Source organism: Streptococcus sp. zg-86 (genome assembly GCF_017639855.1).
In the GTDB taxonomy this organism is placed as follows: domain Bacteria; phylum Bacillota; class Bacilli; order Lactobacillales; family Streptococcaceae; genus Streptococcus; species Streptococcus zhangguiae.
This window is the reverse complement of sequence record NZ_CP072115.1, coordinates 1,161,832-1,183,959: the sequence shown is the minus strand read 5'-3', so window position 1 is coordinate 1,183,959 and position 22,128 is coordinate 1,161,832. Positions and strand designations below refer to the sequence as shown.

Sequence of the window (22,128 nt, the reverse complement as noted above, 5' to 3'; positions counted from 1 at the left end):
AAATGGAGAGGAAAATGGCAAAAAGGGATTTTATTCATCGCATTATTATGATTAGTTTACTGACCCTAGGGATTATTGCACTGCGCATTTGGGTCTTTGAACCAGTCACCATAACGAAGCAAATGGCAAATCCGTATCTCAAGGAAAATGACCTTGTGATTGCCGTCAAGGGCAAGGAAGTCGAGTATGGAGATTTTGTTTTATATCAAGTAGATGGTACAGAGTATGTTGGTCGTATTATCGCAATGGAAGGCGATAGTGTCACCTATATGGATGATGTTTTGTACCGCAATAATGAAATTATTGACGAAAGCTACCTCAGCAAGTCTCCCAATCATCAAGAATATTACACAGAAGATGTGATTATTCCCAAGGTTGAAAAGATGAATTACTGGATTTTAAATGACATCCGAACCAATCGCGAAGATAGTCGGACACTTGGCTTGATTGCTACAGATCAAATTATTGGGCGTTTGACCTTCCGAGTCAGCCCCATTAGTGAATTTGGCTTTATCGATATTGGACTAACTCATGAGTAGGGTTAGTTTTTTTGTCCACAAATTAGACTATACCAATTTTAAATTTGACAAAAAAATATCTTTAATATATACTGTTTTTATTGGTTTTTTAAAATAAAAATATGACTATACCAATTTTTAAAAATAGTGAAATAGAAATGGATGGTAGTTAATATGTGTGGAATCGTTGGAGTTGTTGGAAATACAAATGCAACTGATATTTTAATTCAAGGACTTGAAAAATTAGAATACCGTGGTTATGACTCAGCAGGTATTTTTGTCACAGGTGGTGCAAGAGGACACTTGGTCAAATCTGTCGGTCGAATTGCAGATTTGTCTGCAAAGGTTGGAGATGCTGTGGAAGGGACAATCGGAATTGGTCATACACGCTGGGCAACGCATGGTAAGCCAACAGAAGATAATGCTCATCCCCATACCTCTCAGACCGGTCGCTTTGTCCTTGTTCACAATGGGGTGATTGAGAATTATCTTGAAATGAAGGATACCTACCTAGCAGGTCATGATTTCAAGGGGCAGACAGATACGGAAATCGCGGTTCATTTGATTGGAAAATTTGTCGAAGAAGACAACTTGTCGGTATTAGAAGCCTTTAAAAAATCTCTACATATTATCCAAGGTTCTTATGCCTTTGCCTTGATTGATGCTGTAAATCCAGATACGATTTATGTCGCAAAGAACAAATCACCACTTTTGATTGGTCTTGGTGAGGGATACAATATGGTCTGTTCTGATGCCATGGCTATGATTCGTGAGACTAGTGAGTACATGGAAATTCACGATAAAGAATTGGTCATCGTTACAAAAGAAAGTGTAGAAGTGACGGACTATGACGGTAATCCAATCAAACGTAACAGCTATACAGCAGAGCTTGACCTCTCAGACATCGGAAAAGGCACTTATCCGTTCTATATGTTGAAAGAAATTGACGAGCAACCAACTGTCATGCGTAAGTTGATTAGTGCTTACTCAGATGCAGAAGGTCAAATGACCGTAGATTCTGAAATTGTCAAAGCGGTTCAGGAAGCAGACCGTATCTACATCCTTGCTGCAGGAACTTCTTACAATGCAGGCTATGCTTCAAAGAATATGATTGAGGCACTGACGGATACACCAGTTGAATTGGGTGTGGCTTCTGAATGGGGCTACCATATGCCTCTCTTGAGCAAGAAACCGCTCTTTATCTTATTAACCCAGTCTGGGGAAACCGCTGACAGCCGTCAGGTATTGGTCAAGGCGAACGAAATGGGCATTCCAAGCTTGACGATTACCAATGTACCAGGATCGACCCTTTCTCGTGAAGCAACTTATACGATGCTGTTGCATGCAGGTCCTGAAATTGCAGTAGCCTCTACCAAAGCCTATACTGCACAAATCGCTGCTCTTGCCTTTTTATCAAAAGCAGTCGGAGAAGCAAATGGCAAGAAAGAAGCACATGAGTTTGATTTAGTACATGAATTGTCCCTTGTTGCCCAATCAATTGAAGCAACCTTGTCTGAAAAAGATATGATTGCTGAAAAAGTAGAGAATCTACTTGCAACAACACGTAATGCCTTTTATATCGGACGAGGCAATGACTACTATGTAACGATTGAAGCTGCTCTTAAATTAAAAGAAATTTCATATATCCAGTGTGAGGGATTTGCAGCTGGTGAATTAAAGCATGGTACTATTTCACTGATTGAAGACGGTACACCAGTAGTTGCCTTGATTTCTGCAAGTGAGAAAGTTGCAGCGCATACGCGTGGAAATATCGCAGAAGTCGTTTCTCGTGGAGCGCATATCTTGACGGTTGTTGAGGAAGGCTTAGAAAGAGAAGATGATGATATCGTTGTGAACAAGGTCCATCCATTCTTGTCTAGCATTTCGATGGTGATTCCAACTCAATTGATTGCCTATTACGCTTCTCTCCAACGTGGATTAGATGTTGATAAACCACGTAATTTGGCTAAAGCCGTTACGGTTGAATAAAAGGATTATCCTCGTATTTCTTCTGCGAGGATTTTTTATACTCTATTCCTATCAACCGTAGCTGTTTTCAATACGTTATTAAATCGTGCGGATGCAAGCAACTTCCTTCGGAGTTTCATTGCTAACTGTTGCGTCTACGGTCTCAACATTTCCGTTCTTCGAGGCTAGGACAAAAGTCTTGATTTTATTATTTTGTAGAGCGCAGTAGTTGTCTGGTTTGTAAAACATTGATCAATCAATATTCTAGTAGAAGAGGCTAGCGAACCGTTCTTCGCTAGCCCTATTTCCACCCTTTCACTATTCTCAATTGCAAGGAGCGAGTTACGCTCGTTCTATTTCCAGTCTTCCACAATTCTCAATTGCAAGGGGCGAGCTACGCTCGTTTTATTTCCAGCCTTCCACAATTCTCAATTGTGGAAGCTAGTTAACATGCGGGGGTGGAAGTAAATGAATCCGTGGATTCGTTTAGCCCGAACCTAAAAATAAAGGAGTGAGGATAATCGATTTCTACGAAATCACGATTGAGTCCCATTCCCAAAGAATAACACTACTGCAAAAGTATCCTGTGTTTAAACACCTTCGGCTTACTGTATTTCCAACCTGATATCATCACTATCCTAACTTTGTTAACGCAATCCATTTCTATTTTTTAAGGTTATAAATGATAGATAAGTTGCTTATGTTTGAATGTCAGTGAGTATTCATCAAGATATCTGACAGTTCATGGAATAATTTTTCAATTTATCTTATAAAAATGCAGAAAATATCTTTTCATTTTCAGAAATTTTTGCTATACTATTTTTTAATTATTATTTTGGAGGAGCTTATGGGATATATTATTGAGATTTTACCGAGCTTATTAAATGGGGCCTTGGTATCGTTTCAGGTCTTTGTCATGGTCTTATTCTTGTCTCTTCCATTGGGAGCACTTGTGGCTTTTTTGATGAAAATATCCTTTAAGCCCTTATTCTGGTTTTTGAATCTTTATGTGCTCATCATGCGGGGCACCCCCTTATTGCTCCAGTTGATTTTTGTCTACTATGTCTTGCCAAGCATTGGTATTACCTTTGATCGAATGCCTGCGGTTATCATTACCTTTACCTTAAATTACGCAGCCTATTTCTCAGAAATCTTTCGTGGAGGAATTGAAGCTATTCCATCTGGGCAGTATGAGGCTGCAAAAGTATTGAAATTTACCCCTGTTCAAACTATTCGTTATATCATTTTACCTCAGGTAGTGAAAATAGTCCTACCGAGTGTCTTTAATGAAGTGACAACCTTGGTCAAGGATACCTCTTTGATTTATGCGTTGGGAGTGAATGATTTACTCCTTGCTAGTCGAACTGCAGCCAACCGTGATGTCAGTCTGGCACCTATGTTTATTGCAGGAGCCCTCTACTTGCTGATGATTGGGCTTGTGACCCTTGTAGCCAATAGGATTGAGAAAAAATTTGAGTATTATAAATAGGAGGTCTTATGTTAGAATTACGCAATCTTTCCAAACGATTTGATCATAAGCAGATTTTTTCCAACTATGACCTCATAATTCCTGAAGGGAAAATTGTTGCTATTGTTGGTCAATCAGGCGGTGGAAAAACCACCTTGCTTCGGATGTTGGCAGGTCTTGAGAGTATTGATTCTGGTCAGTTGATTTATAATGGAAAAGAACTGCCGTTAGAGGAGCTAGAAAAACGACATCTGCTGGGCTTTGTTTTCCAAGATTTTCAGTTGTTCCCGCACTTATCGGTGTTGGAAAATCTAATCTTGTCGCCCATCAAAACGCAGAATATTTCTCGTACAGCGGCTGAAAGCAAAGCCCGTCAATTACTTGAAACTCTTGGTTTAGCTGGTCATGCAGATGCCTATCCCTATTCCTTATCAGGTGGGCAGAAACAGCGTGTTGCCTTGGCACGTGCTATGATGATTGACCCTGAAATTATTGGTTATGATGAACCAACCTCAGCCCTAGACCCTGAGTTACGAAAAGAAGTGGAGAATCTCATTCTTGAAAATCGCAGGACTGGTATTACGCAAATTGTCGTAACACACGATATGCAATTCGCTGAGAATATTGCCGATGAGATTATCAAGATTGAGCCCAAACATTAGCATTCATAGCAGCAGAAAAGAGGAATAGAATATGAACGTAAAATCAATCGTAATCGGTGCAGTAACAATGGTTGCAAGTCTTGTACTTGTAGCATGTGGAGCTGGAGATTCAACTGCAAAGAGAGACAACTGGTCTAGTTATGAAGAAAGTAAGAAAATCACGATAGGCTTTGACAAAACATTTGTGCCAATGGGGTTTGAAGAAAAAACTGGTCAATACACAGGATTTGATATTGAATTAGCGACAGCTGTTTTTAATAAATACGGCATCGCGATTGAATGGCAGCCGATCGACTGGGACTTGAAAGAAACAGAGTTAAATAATGGCAATATTGATTTGATTTGGAATGGCTATTCTGCAACCGATGAACGCCGTGAAAAAGTCTTATTTACAGATGATTACATGGCCAATCTCCAAGTATTGGTGACCAAGAAATCATCCAAGATTGAAACTAGTGCGGATATGAAAGATAAGGTGCTTGGTGCACAGGCTGGTTCATCAGGTTACGCAGTTTTTGAAGCGCAACCAGCAATCTTAAAAGATCTTGTTAAAAATAATGAGGCAACCCAGTACGCAACCTTTAATGAAGCTTTGATTGATTTGAAAAATGATCGGATTGATGGACTCTTGATTGACCGTGTTTATGCGAATTATTACTTGCAGCAAGAAGGTCTGATTAAGGACTACAATATTATCGATGCTGGTTTTGAGAAAGAAGCCTTTGCAGTCGGTGCCCGTAAGGCTGATACAACCTTGGTGGACAAAATCAATGCAGCCTTGACAGAATTGTATGCAGACGGCAGTTTCCAAAAAATCTCTGACAAATGGTTTGGAGAAGATGTTGCAGCAGATGTCATCAAAAAGAAATAAAGTGTAAAAGGCAGGAGATTTCCTGTCTTTTATCATTCTTGTCTTCTAGCCAAGTCTTCGCTTACTGAACATTGTCTGCCTAGCTTCTAAGTGAAGCTGTTCTCCATTAAAATATGTCGACTTGCTGTTAAGTCAGTCGTTTTTTAGTGAAAAAATGGAGCCTAATTCTTTGGGAACTCCTTTTTTCGTTAAATATTCAGGACTAGCTATTAGGGAGATTATCTTGCAATGAAACGTTCGGAACTTGGAAATGAGTAAGACTTTTTCTTATCGAAAACTGCTTTTTTAGCTTTTAAGTATTGGCTTTCTCTGCCGCAACAACCATTCCTAATGGTGTAGTAAGGCTTTCCTATAGTGAACAAGCTAGAATCAACTCTTCTGCTAATCAACTGTTTTTACTAAAGTTATAATGAATGGATTGAAAAAGGAATAGGACAATTCAAGGAGCTACAGATAGAACTAGCGTTCATCAAAGCGACTGAACGATATCCTAACCTTTATTCAATTGAGAATACAAGCTTGAGTTCCGTATGTCACTTCTTTTCCTACCTTGTCAAAATTTTTGTGACAAGATTTGAGTTTTTTTCTGTCAGAGGTGAGTGTATAATAAAATCAGAAAAAATTTTTACTCGTCAAAAATAGCATTCGCATTCTCCCTTTTCAGTTCATTTTTGAAAAGTAGCGAACGAAGCGAGCTAAAGGTGATACTTTCGCCGTAGTGGGAAACTAGCAACTGCTATGCTGTTGCTAGTCACGGCATTTTTGAGACCTTGGGCTCAAAAATGAGCAATGCTTCAACAGTCTGGAGGACTGTTGAAGGGTGGAAATAAGGATTATGAAGTAATCCTCAACTAGTGAGGAGGTTGCTTGCATCCGCACTACCTAAGAACGTGTCATAAATGCTAATTTTGATTTTTATAGAGTAATAGGAGGAAACTATGGAAAATTCTTCATTAAAAGTTCGGATCCAAAAATTAGGAACGACTTTATCAAATATGGTTATGCCAAATATCGGGGCATTTATTGCATGGGGTGTCTTGACATCTCTTTTTATCGAGACAGGTTGGTTGCCAAATGAAACTTTTGCAACGATCGTTGGTCCGATGATTAAATATTTGTTGCCGCTCTTGATTGGTTACACAGGTGGTTACAATGTTTACGGTCAACGTGGTGGTGTGGTCGGTTCCATTTTGACCATGGGGGTCATTGCCGGTTCAGAAGTACCAATGTTTATCGGTGCGATGCTGGTTGGTCCATTTGGAGCTTGGGTGATTAAGAAGTTTGACCAAGCCTTTCAAGAAAAAATTCGTCCTGGATTTGAGATGTTGGTCAACAACTTCTCAGCAGGTCTAATCGGATTTGCTCTGATGTTAATCAGCTTTAAGGTAGTTGGTCCTTTTGTAGCAAGTATGACGACAGCTATTGGAGATGGAGTTCAGACGATTGTTGATATGAAACTCTTACCATTAGCGAATATCATTATCGAGCCTGCTAAAGTTTTGTTCTTAAACAATGCGCTTAACCATGGTATCTTTACACCGCTTGGAACAGAGCAAGTATTGAAAGTTGGAAAATCAGTTCTCTTCCTCTTGGAAGCAAACCCTGGTCCTGGTTTGGGTATCTTGCTGGCCTATGCTTTCTTTGGCAAAGGATCTGCTAAATCGTCTTCATGGGGAGCAATGTTGATTCACTTTGTTGGGGGGATCCATGAAATCTACTTCCCATACGTGATGATGAAACCAGCTCTCTTCCTTGCAGCGATTGCTGGTGGGGTGTCTGGTACATTTACCTTCCAATTGTTGAATGCAGGTCTTGTTGGTGCATCTTCACCAGGTTCAATTATTGCTATCACTGGTCTTGTACCAAAAGAAGGAAATTACTTTGCAAACCTCTTGGCTGTTTGGGGCGGTGTCTTTGCAGGAGCTCTAGCATCCTTCCTAGTAGCCTCTATCATCTTGAAAGCAGACAAGTCAGAAGGTGATTCGCTAGAATCAGCGCAAGCTGCAACAAAAGCTGCAAAAGCTGTAGCAAAAGGTCAAGTCCAAACTCCGGTTTCAACAGCTATTACAACAGATAACGTACACCAAATCATCTTTGCTTGTGATGCCGGAATGGGAAGTTCAGCAATGGGTGCTTCGTTACTCCGTGATAAGGTGAAAAAAGCTGGTTTGACTATTCCTGTTACCAATAAGGCGATTTCTAATCTACAAGATACAGATCATACGCTGATTATTACACAAGAAGAATTGGCAGATCGTGCAGCTCAACGTACACCACGTGCGATTCACGTAGCGGTTGATAATTTCCTTACCTCATCAAAATACGACGAGATTATTGCTCAATTGACCAATCAAACAGATGCGACTGCAGCAAAGCAAGTAGAAACGAAAGTAGCAGATAAGGCTCAAGATGTAACAGATGTAGAGGAAGTCATCTTTGCTTATGGGCAAGCCCAAGGTTCGGCAACAATGGGTCAAGCAACTTTGAGTGCAGTCTTCAAAAACAAGGGAATTAGTATTCCGGTGGTAAGTCTATCATATGAAGCTTTGTCAAGCTATTCGACTACCAAGAGCTTGGTGATTACGACACCTACTGAACAAGCAAAGGTAGCAGAACGAGCACCACATGCACGTTTATTGGTAGTGGATAGCTTGGTTACTACGCCAGAATACAATCAATTGGCAGCACGTTTACAAAAATAAGCTGTTATCACACAAACAGACAATTCGAGTCAACTGTAGTATAATGAAAGTATGTTACTAACGAAACGAGAAGAACAACTGATGAAAGCTTTCCTCCAGGTAGGGAAGCTTTCCTTAAAGGAAATGGCAGATATTTTGCAAGTTTCCTCACGAACGGTTTACCGAACCCTATCAGACTTGACAGAGAGTTTGGTGCGGGAAGAGATTCAATTGATTAAGGACGGGAAGAAATACTATCTATCTGGCAATCTTTCTGCCTTGACGGAATATCAAGCAGCTCCAGCCTATTCTCCTAGTCAGCGCTTGATTCTAATAGCCTATCAATTATTGACTAGTCAGGAGGTTGTGACCAATGAGCAATTTCAGAATCAATTTTTGGTGTCAAATGTGACGGTCATCCAAGATATTGCGGAAATCGAACGTCGTCTTGCTGTTTTTGACTTGCAATTAAGCCGACAACGTGGCTATAGAGTCGAAGGGGCTAGCAGTCACAAACGCCGATTTTTAGCTATTTTACTGGCAAATGCCATTTCTGTACAGGATTTTTGGGCAGATTCGTATCCGGATTTTCCTGTTTTAGAAGCGGTGACAGTAGGGAAAACGCGACAGGTCTTTGAACGTCACCAAGCATTACTCGGGGATTTGGATCCAAAGCTCAAGGAATTTCTCATGATTTTGCTAGCATTAGCAGATAACCAAGAAGCCTTGCCTCAGCAACTTAATGTGTCTAAGGTAGCATTGGATTTTGCCCAGAAAGTCTTTACAGATTTAGCCAAGGCAACCAAATATTTTTATAGTATTCAGGAAATCATCTATTTTGCGGCGATTTTGGATGAGGTGATTATCAAGCGCCAAGAAGTACCCTTGTTCAGCGAGAGCTTTGATAGTGGTTTCTATTACAGCATTTCTCAACTGGTAGATAGTGTGTCGCGCTTTACCAAGATAGAGTTTGTCAAAGATAAGGTGCTTTTTCCTTTGCTTTTTCACCACATTCGCTTGAGCTTAGCTGTACCTATTCTTTTTCCAGATCGATCCACGACCAATGTCGCCTATCTTGCAACCCAGAAAAATCCTTTCTTGCACAGTGTGGTTAGTTTGGTCATGCAGGATATTTTTCCAAGCTATCTGCAAAATGAATATGAATATGAACTGGTGACACTTCATTTTGCTTCTAGTTTGCGTAGAAGTCCAGATATTTATCCAATTCGGATGCTCTTGCTGACCGATGAGCGACCTCTAACAACCAGTGTTCTTGTTTCTAAAATAAAAAGTGTTGCACCTTTTGTTGGGTGGATGGATGTGCAGAGTACGACTAATCTACCGCAACTGAATTTAGAGCAATATGATTATTGCCTTGCTACCAAGCCGATTCCTTATCTGGAACTAGATGTGATTTCAACCTTTCCAAATACCAAGGAAATTTTGGAATTACAGGAAACACTACAAACCATTCAAGAAAATCGTACGGTACTGGCCAGAGAAGAAATTGTGATGAGTAAACAGTATGACTTGCAGGCCTATTTACAGGCAAGTAGTTACTTGCTCCAACAGTTTGCCCTTGATGAGCTAGACAATCATGGAAACTTTGAGGAAACTGTAGGCCAGATTGTTGCCAAACTTTCTTCTGTCAATGATACAGATTATTTGGCTAGAAAGCTCATTTCTCGCTTTGAGATGAGTCCTCTGGCGATTCCAAATACTAATCTGGCCTTAATTCATACCCAGTCTAGTCAAGTAACTCACAGCCAGTTTCAAATTGTAAGCCTGGCTCAGCCAGTAACCGCTCTATCTATGAACAATCAACCAGAACAGGTTCAACGGATTTTAGTGATGTTGACCAAGCTCGGCGAGCAAGAAGAAATGCGAGAGCTGATGACCGCTATCAGCCAGTCTATTATCGAAAATAACCTTTATACCGAAATTTATCGTACCGGAAATCAGGAAATCATCTATCAACTCCTGAATTCTATCTTTAATGAAAAAATCAAACAATGGGAGAATTAATATGGAACTTCAACAAGAATTGATTCAATTAAACCAAACCTTTGCAACCAAAGAAGAAGCGATTCGCTTTTGTGGCCAAAAGTTAGCTGATGCAGGTCATGTCAATGAAGCCTATATCGAGGCAATGATTGAGCGCAATGAAGAATTATCCGTTTATATGGGCAATTTTATTGCTATTCCACACGGAACAGATGCAGCTAAAAAAGAAGTTCATTCATCAGGCATTACAATTGTCCAAGTACCTGCTGGTGTGAATTTTGGGACAGAAGCAGATCCGAAGATTGCAACGGTTCTCTTTGGAATTGCAGGTTTAGGTGATGAGCATTTGGAAATTATTCAAAAAATCTCTATCTTCTGTGCAGATGTAGATAATGTGGTCAAATTAGCAGATGCCCAGTCTAAAGAAGAAGTTGTTGCCTTGCTAAATAGTGTTGGATAAGAAAGAAGGAAAGACATGGAAAAAGCAGTACATTTTGGTGCGGGAAATATTGGTCGTGGCTTTATTGGGGAAATTCTCTTTGAAAATGGCTTTGAAATAGCCTTTGTCGACGTCAATGAACGAATTATTGATGCGTTAAATGAACGTGGTAGCTATGAAATTGAGATTGCAGAAGAAGGGCAACGCCATATTGCTGTCTCAAGCGTACGTGGAATAAACAACGCTACTCACCCTGAGGAAGTAGTAGCAGCTATTGCAGAAGCAGATTTAGTGACTACAGCGATTGGTCCCAATATCCTTCCATTTATTGCTGGCTTGGTAGCACAAGGAATTGAAGCACGTAAGAACGCAGGAAATACGCAACCTCTCGATGTCCTAGCTTGCGAAAACATGATTGGTGGATCAAGTTTCCTCTATGAAGAAGTCAAGAAACACTTGTCCGAATCAGGTTTAGCCTTTGCAGAAGAGCATATCGGATTCCCGAATGCTGCGGTAGACCGTATTGTCCCAGCTCAAAGTCATGAAGATCCTCTTTTTGTAGTAGTAGAGCCTTTCAACGAGTGGGTTGTAGAAACCCATGCCATGAAAAATCCTGACTTAAAACTGGACAAGGTTCACTATGAAGCAAATCTTGAGCCATTTATTGAGCGGAAATTGTTCTCTGTTAACTCAGGACATGCTACTTCAGCTTATACTGGAGCACATTTCGGTGCACAAACCATTTTGGAAGCTCTGCAAAATCCAACTGTTAAAGAAAAAGTTGAAGCTGTCTTAGCAGAAATACGCAGCCTCCTCGTTGCCAAGTGGGGCTTTGAAGAATCAACACTAAAAGACTATCACAAGATTATTATCAGCCGGTTTGAAAATCCGTTTATTATTGATGATGTAGCGCGTGTAGCTCGTACACCGATTCGCAAATTAGGTTATGATGAGCGCTTCATCCGCCCAATCCGTGAATTGCGCGAGCGTGGCTTGTCTTATGATGCCCTACTTCAAACCGTTCGCTATATTTTTGAATACAAGGATCAAACAGATGCCCAATCCCTTGAATTACAGGACTTGCTTGCTAAGGAGTCACTTGCAGGTGTCGTTGAAAAAGTCACAGGTGTGACGGATCAAGCCCTTGTTGCGGAAATCGTTGCAGCAGTAGAAGGAAAGTAGCAGAAACCAAACTAGAAGGTCTAGGATCTTCTAGCTTTTCATTATAAAAAATGGTATAGTAATGGTGAGAGGAAGGAGTGGTTGGCCATGTCTGCGGAATTGTTTCATTTTTTGATCTTTGTCAGAATTTTTGCCCTATGCTGGATTCTTTACCGAATTTACCAGTTGAGAAAGACGAGACCTCGGAAACTGGTTTTCCTTGCCTTTTTTGTCTTTAGTATTTCTTTACTATATGCGATTGTGACCTTGATACAGGTTATTTGGAAATAATAACTGATGAGATAGAAAAAGCTGATACTAGGTGTGACACTAGTTCAGCTTTTTTTCTGTTATTTGGTGAAAGACGACTTGCCAGACTTCATGGCGCCGCCAGAGAGAAGTATGGACTTTATTTCCGATTTCAAATGTTACTAGCTTTGATTTTTGGCTGACTGAAACCATTTGGAAATTGGTCAGATAGGTAGATTGAACGTGGTGTGTTTGAAGCATTTGGTCCTTATTGAGGTATTGACCTTGTTCATCAATCAGGAGATACGTATCCTCAATCAGCTGTTCATAGCCTTTTTCATGGGCCTGGATTTCGGATTCGAAGCGATAGAGTTTATCAAAGACATGCTCATACATTTCATCGTGAGGAATTTCAGACGGCTCTACATGGATATCCACATCAAAGACACCGTGTTTTAAAATTAGGAGCTGTTCTACCTTCTCCGTTACTTCATGGCTTTCATAGACAGACAGGTCAGGATTCATTTCTAAAACAACATCCAGATAGATGTTGGCACCGTATGTCCGACCCCGTTGGGATTTGACGGCACTAATCTTGGGGAGTTTGAGAATATCTGTTTCGTACTTGTTAAGCAACTCCTCATCAAAACCGTCTGACAAAGTAAAGAAACTCTCCATGAAAATACTATAGGCTGTTTTTAAAATGAAAAACGTAATGATAATGGCTGCAAGTTTATCGACAATTGGAAATTGAAAGGCGGCTGCTACAACAGCAATCGATGTCCCGATAGACGTCAGCGCATCAGATAAGTTGTCCTTAGCAGTAGCTTCAAGAGCCTTGGAACGAACTCTTTTTGCTAAATTTTTATTGTAAAGATAGACAGCGAGCATAACGATAGCAGATACAACTCCAATGATAGCTGCCATGATATCAATTTCAGCCACTTCTTTATTAATCAGTTTTTGAAGGGTACTATGCAGAACCTGAAATCCAACGACAAACATGATGAAAGAGGTCATCAGACTGGCCAAATCTTCCATTTTCCAATGGCCGAATTTATGATCTGTGTCTGCAGGTTTCTGCGCCATTTTAAGCCCAACTAGAACAGCGATATTGCCGATAATATCGGAAATATTGTTAAAGGCATCCGCCGTGAGGGCGTCCGAGTGAAAGAGAGAGCCAGCTGCTAATTTTGCCCCAGATAGGAGGACATAGGCGGTGATAGAGACAATGGCCCCACGTTCTGCCAGTTTTAAATTCTGTACTTGTTGCTGCATAGTCCATCCTTTCTACTTGCTTCATTGTAGCAGAATGAGCAGGAATTTTCAAGGGAAGGAAAAAGAGCTAGCTCTTTTGAATGATAGTCTTGCCTACTTCACCCGAATATCTCCTGTATCTGTCTCAAGAATGAGGCGATTCTGGGAGTTGGGTTGGTTTTGGAAGTGATTGGATACGCTACCGAGGTCTGTGTTTGCTTCAATGTTGACAGCTGTTTTAGGATTGAGTTGCAGGTCAATGTTGCCGATGTCTGTAAAGATGCTATTTTGTCCAGTTAGGCTGAGGTTAGTTGCGGTAATATCTCCGGTATTTAAGCTAATCGAGCTTTTGTTCAACAGGCTAGAGCCTTCTTTGACAATTGGGGGAGCTAGACTGACATCTGCCAGTTGAATTTCTCCTGCATCGACATCTAAATGGAGTGTACCGATGTTGACGTTACTTAGTTTGACAGGGCCAACATTGACAGTTAGTTCGGCAGTATCAATGGTAATGTTTTTAAGAGCAATATCTCCTATATCAACAAGACCTTTCAGCTCTTTTAGGCTTGTTCCCTTAGGCACTTCAAGGCGAGGGATGCGTTCTTCAACCCAATTTTGCTGACTAAGATGTAGAACGATATCAAGTAGACCGTCCGTATTGATGAACGAGTTCGGCTGATTATCGTTGATTGTCAGTTGTTTATCTTTTAATCGGTAGTTTACAGGCGGAAACTGATCTTTCAGGTAGTGATAGTAACTCAGATGAAACTGCTTATCTTTTGACGGAGCGATAATGATACTCGTTTGAATATCAAGCGACTCTACCTTGTCAAAGTCAATGGTTTCTAACTTTCGATTGAGAGCGACTTCTTGTTTCAGATTCTTCCAACCGCCTAGTAGAAAGCCAGCACCTGCAAGGCTGAGTCCGACAAAGAGAAGAGTTAGACAGGTTTTGGTAAAACGGTTAAATGATTTCATAGCGGTTTCTCCTAATAACTTTTTCTTGCATCAAGTGAATAAGAGCAAGGACAGTCTTTTTTCCAAGAATAATTGTCATCTGTGTACCAAGAAGCCCTAGAGTAATAGCGGCTAGTCCAAGTCCAATAAAGAGGAGTGAGCTACTCCAGGCGATTGAAAGAACCTGAAAAGCTGTAAAGATAAATCCGATGCCTAAAGCAATAGCACTAATCCATATAGAAGCAAGGACCAACAAGAAACTGAAAACCAGGATAATAGCGGTCAAAAATAAGGCCAAGAGGGTCAGAGCTAAAGGAAAGGCTAAAGGAGCTGCTAGGATACTGAGTATTACAATGAGAATGGTATTTTTAGCCGTAGCAGTACCCATCTCAGTCTTTTTATCATAGAGTTGGTTAAGGATTTCGCGTGCAGCCTGCTTAGGACTACCTAGCTCAGCAATGACCTGTGCCTCGTTTTCTAATCCAGCTTCGTCAAAGTATTCATTAAAATGTTCCATGGCATCTTGATAATCCTCTGCTGGCAAGCGTTTAAGATATTTCTGTAATTGAGTGATATAGTCGTTGCGTGTCATTTACGTAAGCTCCCTTCTATAATACCGTCTATATTGTCCTTGTATTCCGTCCATTCGGTTTGCAAAAAGGTAATCTGCTTGCGACCTTGGTCGGTAATTTTGTAATATTTGCGCTTGCGCCCCTGAAATTCTTGAGAATAGGTCGTCACAAAAGCTGCTTTTTCCAGTTTTTTCAGAATGGGATATAAGGTTGATTCCTTAATATCCGCTACAATCTTAATGGTCTGACTGATTTCATATCCGTAGGAGTCATGTTTTTCGACAATCGATAGAATCAGAAATTCAATCAAGACAGAGGAAACAGGATAGTACATACGTTCACCTCTCTTATATATAAAAATTTTATATATAAATTATATACATATTGCCAAAGGAAGTCAAGAGTAATATATAAATTTTTTATATAATAAAAACAAGCACCTGAAAAAGTGCTTGTTGATTGAAGAAAAAGTTTTTTTGAGATACTTTTTTTAGGTGGTGTGGACGGTAGCGACTTCCTGCGGAGTAAAATAATCCAGTGGATTATTTTAGCCCGAGCCCAGAAACAAAGGAGCGAGGATAATCGATTTAAACAAAATCACAATTGAGTCCCATTCCCTACTTTTACCACAGCGAAAAGTATCTGATGTGGCTCGCTTTGCTCGCGAAAATCGGAAAATCAAATGTTCAGTTAGTAGAGCTTTTGAATTTGTTTAAATAAATCTCGGTTTTGTCTACGTTCTGAACAAGTACCTGAAAAAGTGCTTGTTTCGTCTATTTCATTAGGAGAACTACTAAATGCTGGAAATCAATAAAGGATGTAAATTGTCCCGTTTGGAGTTCAATTCCTCTTTCATTGACGGCAGTTACTTGGCTGAAGAGATAGTGATTTCCACCCCAGAATTGGTTGGTATTCGTGTAGGCTTTACATTTTCCCAAAGCAATCTGATTGTAGGGAATATACTCCTCTTCTTTTTTGACCAGAATATCGATACAGCGATCGAGATGAAAGTAGCCGTAGCGTTGCCGTTTTTCAAAGCAGACCATATTTTGATAGATCCCAACGATTTTGACATTTCGCAGAACTTGGTACCACATCGTATTAAGGGAAACATCGCAAACCTTTCCCAGATAGTCTTGAATAGCAAAACTTGCATTCCGCTGTGGTTCAATCTCTGGTTCAGGATGATGTTGGTCTTGCTGGATTGGTAGATCAATGTCATCACGGACAAGTTGGTCCAAACTCATATCGGCAAAATCAGCTATCTTGATGAGAATGTGCAGATCAGGAATAGCAGTGCCATTTTCCCACTTGGAAACTGATTGGCGACTGACCAGAAATTCTTCAGCGAATTGTTCCTGTGATAATTGATGAATGGTGCGAATGAAACGAATTTTTTCATGTAGTAACATATAGGTCACCTCCTATCCTTACTGTAGCAAATACAAGGATTTTTGCCAAGAAAGCTCAGTTTACATCTTGCTACTGTTGGTTGCGGTGGGAAAAAAACGCCCTAGAAGCATTGAAAGATCAATTGGTGTTCATCTTCAATAACGAGTAAGGGCGCTTATCTGATAAGGCTTTTATTGGTGTCCCACAATTCCTAGAATGACATCGACAGCTTTTTCCATGGTTTCAAGGCTGACAAATTCAAAGCGGCCATGCATATTCTCACCACCTGCAAAGATATTTGGTGTTGGAATACCCATGAAGGAAATTTTTGATCCGTCAGTTCCACCACGAACTGGCTCAATGATTGGTGTGATGCCAAGATTTTCCATGACTTCTTTAGCAATGGTAATGGGGGTCATATCCTTTTCGATGATTTTCTTCATGTTATAGTATTGGTCATGCAAATGAACGATAACACGAGGAGTATCGAATGCTTGATTCATCTTCTCAGCAATATCCAGCATCAACTGTTTGCGGGCTTCAAAATCAGCTTCTTCAAAATCACGAATGATGTATGTTGTTTGTGCTTGATCAACGCTTCCTGACATGTCCATCAAATGGAAGAACCCTTGATACCCATCTGTTTTTTCTGGGCGATCTGCTTCTGGGAGAGCATTATGGAAGTCAATTGCTAGTTGGAAGGCATTGATCATTTGATCTTTAGCAGACCCAGGGTGAACATTTCGTCCAAGGAAATCAATCTTAGCACCAGCAGCGCTAAAAGTTTCGTATTGGAGTTCGCCAAGTGGACCGCCGTCCATTGTATAGGCAAAATCAACATCAAAATCTTCCACATCAAATTTATCTGCTCCCACACCGATTTCTTCATCTGGACCGAATCCAACACGGATTTCGCAGTGTTTGATTTCAGGATGAGCGACCAAGTATTCAATGGCTGTCATAATCTCAGCAATTCCTGATTTATCGTCAGAACCAAGCAAGGTAGTTCCGTCTGTTGTAATCAAGGTTTGCCCGTGATAGTTGTTTAATTGCGGAAAATCTTTTGGATGCAATTCAAAACCAGATGTCCCAAGGGCAATCGGATTTCCGTCATAGTTTTCAATAATCTGCGGATTGACACCTTCGGCATTAAAGTCTGCCGTATCCATATGGGCGATAAAGCCAATCTTACGTGTCAAAGTAGGGGCATTGGCAGGAAGTGTTCCTACGGCAAATCCATTCGGCAGATAGTGGACATTTTGAAGTCCGATGCGTTCCATTTCAGGAAGCAGAATGTTTTGGGCAAACTCAACTTGGTTTTGGGTACTTGGTGTGGTAGTGGACGTCTCGTCAGAGCGTGTATTTTCTTTTACATAGACAAGGAATCGTTCTAAAAGTGTAGGGTATTTCATGATTTTCTCCTTTTGGTATTTTCTACTGCTGTAAAATATGTTTGTAAATGGCTTTAGCAACGCCGTCGCAATCATTGCTATCGGTGACATCATCTGCCAACGATTGGACAAGCTCGCTAGCATTCCCCATTGCAATACTTAGACCAGCAAATTCCAGCATTTCAATGTCATTATTGGCATCACCCATCGCCATAATTTCTTCGGGTAAGATTCCCAAGTGTTCTGCCAATTTTTTGAGAGCAGAAGCCTTATTGGTACCTGTTGGCAAAATTTCAAGCAGGACATCTTGTGAGCGTACGGCATCGAAGTCTTTACGGAGTAGGTCAGCATAGTTGCTTTCAAAGGCATCAGTGGCCTCTTTTGTTCCGACATACATGGCTTGGAAAAGATGACGGCTCTGGTTTGTTGCGTTCTCCATGCTTAAAATCGTTGGCTCTACAAAAACAAGATGAGCATCTGTCCGTGAATGTTCATTTGGTTCATCTTCTAAGACATAATAATGCTCCTCGTCAAATAAGGTCAGCTGCATCTCACTTTCTGGAATAAAGGTTGCTAGATACCGAATTTCATCAGGAGATAGTTCCGCCCAGTCAATCAGTTTCCAGTCACTCGTTTGATGAGTGGAGCAGCCATTATTGACAATGACATATTCATTTTCCGCATCCAGTCCTAGTTGGTCAAAATAAGGCTTGACCCCTGGGAGCATTCTGCCAGTACACAGTACGAGCTTAACCCCCATTTCAATCGCTTTATGAATCGCCTCAATCTGTGGTTGGGTCAGTTGTTTCTGACTATTCAACAAGGTCCCATCCATATCAAGAGCTAGTAATTTAATCATACACACCTCCTCAAGTATTCTATAGACTAGTATAGCATAAAAAACAGCCCAGTGGGCTGTTTTTCCCGCGCTTGTCAAACGGAAAAGCGTGGTTAGCAAGGGGATTGTTTTTTCACGAGCCGAGAAACGAGAAAGCGAGTTAAGGTCCAGCGGGCTGTTTTTCCCGCGCTTGTCAAATAGAAAAGCGTGGTTAGAAAGGTGGATTGTTTTTTCACGAGCCGAGAAACGAGAAAGCGAGTTAAGGTCCAGTGGGCTGTTTCTCCCGCGCTTGTCAAATGGAAAAGCGTGGTTAGCAAGGGGATTGTTTTTTCACGAGCCGAGAAATGAGAAAGCGAGTTAAGGTCCAGCGGGCTGTTTTTCCCGCGCTTGTCAAATAGAAAAGCGTGGTTAGAAAGGTGGATTGTTTTTTCACGAGCCGAGAAACGAGAAAGCGAGTTAAGGTCCAGCGGACTGTTTTTCCCTCGCCCAGAAATAGCAGAGCGAGGTTAGTTGAAGTGGACCGTTTTTTCCCGCGCCTAGAAATTATAGAGCGAGGTAGGGTCCAGTGGGCTGTTCTTTCACGAGCTTGTCAAGAAAAGAGCGAGTAAGGCTTTAGTAGGATTGTTTTTTCCCGAACCATTGAAATAAAAAGGATGGGTGAATTTGTCAAGTTTGTAGACAATAGACGGTCTTGTTTAGGAGCTTAGGGGGAAGAATCAGTTACTTTTTTCAAATTAAAAAGGAAAATATTCATCTTTTGTATTCTAGCTAATCAGTATATAATAGTAGTACAAAATGAAAACGTTTTAGGAGGGGTGTATGAGAAGTGACTTAGTTTTATCTACTATATTGAATAACGAGTATACTCCAGAACAAACTTTGGCCAATTTGTATAAAGTTTCTCGGCGTACGATTCAAAATGATATTAAGTTACTAAATGAGATGAAATCTGGATTTGTGATTGAAAAATATCCACTAGGTTACCGTCTTGTCATTGCTGATAAAAAAAGATTTGAGGACTATTTTGCAACGTTATCTTTTGATGTAATGGATAGTCAGGCGATGAGGAAAAATAAATTATGCTTTTTATTATTGATTTCCTCGGACTATATGACTATTCAATCATTGGCAGATATGGTATTAAGTAGCAGTAGCCAAATTAAAAAAGATCTTCAGCAGATAGAAGTAGAACTGTTAAATCAAGGATTGGTGTTAGAAAGAAAGGCACATTATGGTATTCGTATCTGTGCTTCATTAGCAGAAAAAATAGCTTGGCTCCTACATCATGAATCGTGTAATAGGTTTATCGTAGAATATGTGGCGCAAGAACAACAAGTTATGTTACAGACCATTTTATTTGACTGGTTTCAGACTTGCTCTTATATTCCTGATGTAGCTGAAATTCAAACAGTAAAGCAAGAGTTGCTATTTCTTATCTGTATGGAATTAATGAATCAGACTGTTACGATAGAAGCATTAAATGGTGCTTTACAGAAGGATTTGAATATATTGAAAGCACTCTTTTCTAAAGAAAAATCGGAGTTTCTCGAGAATAGTTTATCGATTCGGACCAAGCAGAAAGTTGATACACGTCCACTATCTCTAAAAAAGAAAATCAGCGAATATTTTCAAGCAATTGATCGAATCAATCGTACAGAATTTTCGAGTGATTATGAGTTTTTAAATCTCGTTTGCTTACATATTGCTGCTTTGATTGAACGAGCAAGAAAGCGGATTGTTAGTATCAATCCCTATGCCAGTCATATTAGTAAACATTATCCTGTTATTTACAACGAAGCCTTGAAATTTTCTCGGTGGTTGGAGGAGGAGTACCACATTCAAATTTCCTCTGATGAGATAGCTTATTTAGCTACCCATATGTTAGTTCCCTATCAGAAAAGTAAGCAAAAACGTTTAGAGCAACGCTACCGCATTGCAGTTGTTTGTTCTTCTGGAGGAGGAATAGCTCAGTTAATTCACTTGAAACTAAGGCGTATCTTCCAAAATGCGTTGATTCAGACATTTTCACTATTGGAAAATCAAGCAATCCAAGAGTTTCAACCGGATTTGGTTTTTTCAATGACTGATTTGAATTTAGCCCTATCTTGTCCAATTCTTCATTTGGATGAAATTCAAGAAAATATAGATGCTATGTCAATGGCGGGTTACCTTGAATCTTTTCGGGGTTCGCGGTCTAGTTCTATGGAAGACTTATTTCTTGAATGGTTGTCTAGTGATTTCTTTAGCATTAAAGGGAAAGAAGACTATCGCACCATTTTATCGGATTTAGCAGCTGAATTAGAAGTTTATAATCAGCAATTGGGTTACCAACATTCGGTATTGGAAAGAGAGGATTACTTATCGACAATTTATGCCAATGGCATTGCAATCCCTCACCCAATGGAGATGAAGGGACAGAAGAATATCATCTCGGTCTGCCTATTGCCAAAGGGTGTAAAGACAGAAGGAATCTATCCAAAAATCATTTTTATGGTATCGCTGAAAGAAGGAGAGGTTGAAAAACATCAAATTATTTCGAAGGTGCTCAGCAAGGTAATGGAAAATCCACTAGGGATTGAATCTTTGAGCAAGACAGAAACATATCATGAATTTCGTTACCAATTAAAGAATATATTAGAAGGAAAATAGTATGAGTATAGAATTTTTGGCAGCCTTATCAAATGCAGACGGTATTGCAAGTAATGAACAAGAAGTTAGACAGGTCTTACTAGATGAATTGGGGGCACTTCCTTTTTCGAAACAATACGATGGCTTAGGAAGCCTGATTTTTACGAAGCAAGGCCGTGATACAAGTAAGAGTATCATGATTTGTGGACATTTAGATGAAGTTGGTTTTATGGTACGTAGTGTCAGTGAGAATGGTCTCATTTACCTGATGGTCGTTGGTGGGGTCAAACCCTTAGCGCAACATTTTCAGAGAGTACGGATTACAACTTTCAATGGAGAAAAAATTTTAGGTTTCATTTCGGGTCGCTATCAAAACGGAATGACGGAAGAGCTAATTTGTGACATTGGTGCTTCATCTTATCAAGAAGTGACAGACTTAGGTATTGAAGTCGGTAATATGGTCTGCTTTGATAGTCAGTTTGAACGCTTAGCACCCCAGTCTATGTATATGGGAAAAGCACTAGATAATCGATTAGCCTGCTATATCATGGGACAGTTAATGAAGAATTTAGCCAATCAAGATCTTCCTCTTACAGTTCATTTTGCCTTTACTAGCAGTGAAGAAGTTGGGATTAGAGGAGCAAAAACTGCTACACAACTAATTAATCCAGACAGTGTCTTTGTCATTGATGTAGCTACTTATAGCGATTCTACAACGAGAAATCACCTCAATCAGAGACAGGTTGGGAAGGGCCCTATTCTAACACATTTTGACCGTACGTTAGCGCCGAATTTGCCGATGGTACAATATGTAAAAAATATAGCCAAACAGTACGGCCTTCCTCTTCAGTTAGATATGTTTTCATCTGGAGGAACTGATGGTGGACAGGCTCATCTCGTTCACGAAGGAAAACCGACAGTTGTCACCATTGTACCTGTTCGGCATGGTCATTGCCCTTATTCTTTAGTAAATGAGGGAGATATCACTCAAATGATAGACTTGCATCAGGCTCTCATTCTGGAGTGTTCAGCAGAGTATTGTGAGCAATTTAGGGCATTTAAATAGGAGAAA

18 protein-coding genes are annotated in these 22,128 nt (G+C 40.2%); 11 read left to right on the top strand and 7 right to left on the bottom strand.

The window, feature by feature from the left end; all coding sequences use genetic code 11:
* Positions 1–14 precede the first annotated feature (14 nt).
* The 9 genes from lepB to J5M87_RS05680 all read left to right on the top strand — a co-directional run bounded on the left by lepB (position 15) and on the right by J5M87_RS05680 (position 11,793).
* Complete coding sequence (lepB, locus tag J5M87_RS05720) at positions 15–539, top strand: signal peptidase I (protein WP_154608038.1); 525 nt, start codon at positions 15–17, stop codon at positions 537–539.
* A gap of 153 nt (positions 540–692) precedes the next feature.
* On the top strand, positions 693–2,507 hold the full coding sequence (gene glmS, locus J5M87_RS05715) for a glutamine--fructose-6-phosphate transaminase (isomerizing) (RefSeq protein WP_154608082.1): 1,815 nt from the start codon (positions 693–695) through the stop codon (positions 2,505–2,507).
* Between the two features lie 826 nt (positions 2,508–3,333).
* Positions 3,334–3,975 carry an amino acid ABC transporter permease gene (locus tag J5M87_RS05710; RefSeq protein ID WP_154608037.1) on the top strand — a complete coding sequence of 214 codons (642 nt, stop codon included), beginning with the start codon at positions 3,334–3,336 and terminating at the stop codon, positions 3,973–3,975.
* Between the two features lie 8 nt (positions 3,976–3,983).
* A complete protein-coding gene (locus tag J5M87_RS05705; protein WP_154608036.1) occupies positions 3,984–4,616 on the top strand; it encodes an amino acid ABC transporter ATP-binding protein in 633 nt (210 codons plus the stop codon).
* Positions 4,617–4,647: 31 nt separating this feature from the next.
* A complete protein-coding gene (locus J5M87_RS05700) occupies positions 4,648–5,487 on the top strand; it encodes an amino acid ABC transporter substrate-binding protein (protein WP_154608035.1) in 840 nt (279 codons plus the stop codon).
* 938 nt (positions 5,488–6,425) lie between these two features.
* On the top strand, positions 6,426–8,189 hold the full coding sequence (locus tag J5M87_RS05695; protein ID WP_154608034.1) for a PTS mannitol transporter subunit IICBA: 1,764 nt from the start codon (positions 6,426–6,428) through the stop codon (positions 8,187–8,189).
* 51 nt (positions 8,190–8,240) lie between these two features.
* Positions 8,241–10,193 carry a BglG family transcription antiterminator gene (locus J5M87_RS05690; protein ID WP_154608033.1) on the top strand — a complete coding sequence of 651 codons (1,953 nt, stop codon included), beginning with the start codon at positions 8,241–8,243 and terminating at the stop codon, positions 10,191–10,193.
* Position 10,194: 1 nt separating this feature from the next.
* Complete coding sequence (locus J5M87_RS05685; protein ID WP_154608032.1) at positions 10,195–10,632, top strand: PTS sugar transporter subunit IIA; 438 nt, start codon at positions 10,195–10,197, stop codon at positions 10,630–10,632.
* Positions 10,633–10,647: 15 nt separating this feature from the next.
* Positions 10,648–11,793: a mannitol-1-phosphate 5-dehydrogenase gene (locus J5M87_RS05680; RefSeq protein WP_154608031.1), complete on the top strand. Its 1,146-nt coding sequence runs from the start codon at positions 10,648–10,650 to the stop codon at positions 11,791–11,793.
* A 309-nt stretch (positions 11,794–12,102) separates the two neighbouring features.
* On the opposite strand, the gene J5M87_RS05675 is transcribed toward J5M87_RS05680, so the two are convergent.
* From J5M87_RS05675 to J5M87_RS05645, 7 genes are all read right to left on the bottom strand, one after another.
* Positions 12,103–13,299: a cation diffusion facilitator family transporter gene (locus tag J5M87_RS05675; protein WP_154608030.1), complete on the bottom strand. Its 1,197-nt coding sequence runs from the start codon at positions 13,297–13,299 to the stop codon at positions 12,103–12,105.
* Positions 13,300–13,392: 93 nt separating this feature from the next.
* Positions 13,393–14,256 (bottom strand): DUF4097 family beta strand repeat-containing protein, encoded by an 864-nt coding sequence (locus J5M87_RS05670; RefSeq protein ID WP_154608029.1) that lies wholly within the window; start codon positions 14,254–14,256, stop codon positions 13,393–13,395.
* Positions 14,243–14,827, bottom strand: a complete 585-nt coding sequence (locus J5M87_RS05665) for a DUF1700 domain-containing protein (protein ID WP_154608028.1) — start codon at positions 14,825–14,827, stop codon at positions 14,243–14,245. The genes J5M87_RS05670 and J5M87_RS05665 overlap by 14 nt, the downstream gene beginning before the upstream one ends.
* Positions 14,824–15,141 carry a PadR family transcriptional regulator gene (locus J5M87_RS05660; RefSeq protein ID WP_119876537.1) on the bottom strand — a complete coding sequence of 106 codons (318 nt, stop codon included), beginning with the start codon at positions 15,139–15,141 and terminating at the stop codon, positions 14,824–14,826. The genes J5M87_RS05665 and J5M87_RS05660 overlap by 4 nt, the downstream gene beginning before the upstream one ends.
* A 439-nt stretch (positions 15,142–15,580) precedes the next feature.
* Positions 15,581–16,219 (bottom strand): helix-turn-helix domain-containing protein, encoded by a 639-nt coding sequence (locus J5M87_RS05655; protein WP_154608027.1) that lies wholly within the window; start codon positions 16,217–16,219, stop codon positions 15,581–15,583.
* Between the two features lie 171 nt (positions 16,220–16,390).
* The gene (gene pepT / locus J5M87_RS05650; protein WP_154608026.1) at positions 16,391–17,611 is read right to left on the bottom strand and encodes a peptidase T; all 1,221 of its coding nucleotides are present in this window, start codon (positions 17,609–17,611) and stop codon (positions 16,391–16,393) included.
* Positions 17,612–17,633: 22 nt separating this feature from the next.
* Positions 17,634–18,449, bottom strand: a complete 816-nt coding sequence (locus tag J5M87_RS05645) for a Cof-type HAD-IIB family hydrolase (protein WP_154608025.1) — start codon at positions 18,447–18,449, stop codon at positions 17,634–17,636.
* 798 nt (positions 18,450–19,247) lie between these two features.
* On the opposite strand from J5M87_RS05645, the gene J5M87_RS05640 reads away from it, so the two are divergent.
* Complete coding sequence (locus J5M87_RS05640; protein WP_154608024.1) at positions 19,248–21,077, top strand: BglG family transcription antiterminator; 1,830 nt, start codon at positions 19,248–19,250, stop codon at positions 21,075–21,077.
* Between the two features lies 1 nt (position 21,078).
* Positions 21,079–22,122 (top strand): aminopeptidase, encoded by a 1,044-nt coding sequence (gene ypdE, locus J5M87_RS05635; RefSeq protein WP_154608023.1) that lies wholly within the window; start codon positions 21,079–21,081, stop codon positions 22,120–22,122.
* The last annotated feature ends 6 nt before the right edge of the window (positions 22,123–22,128 follow it).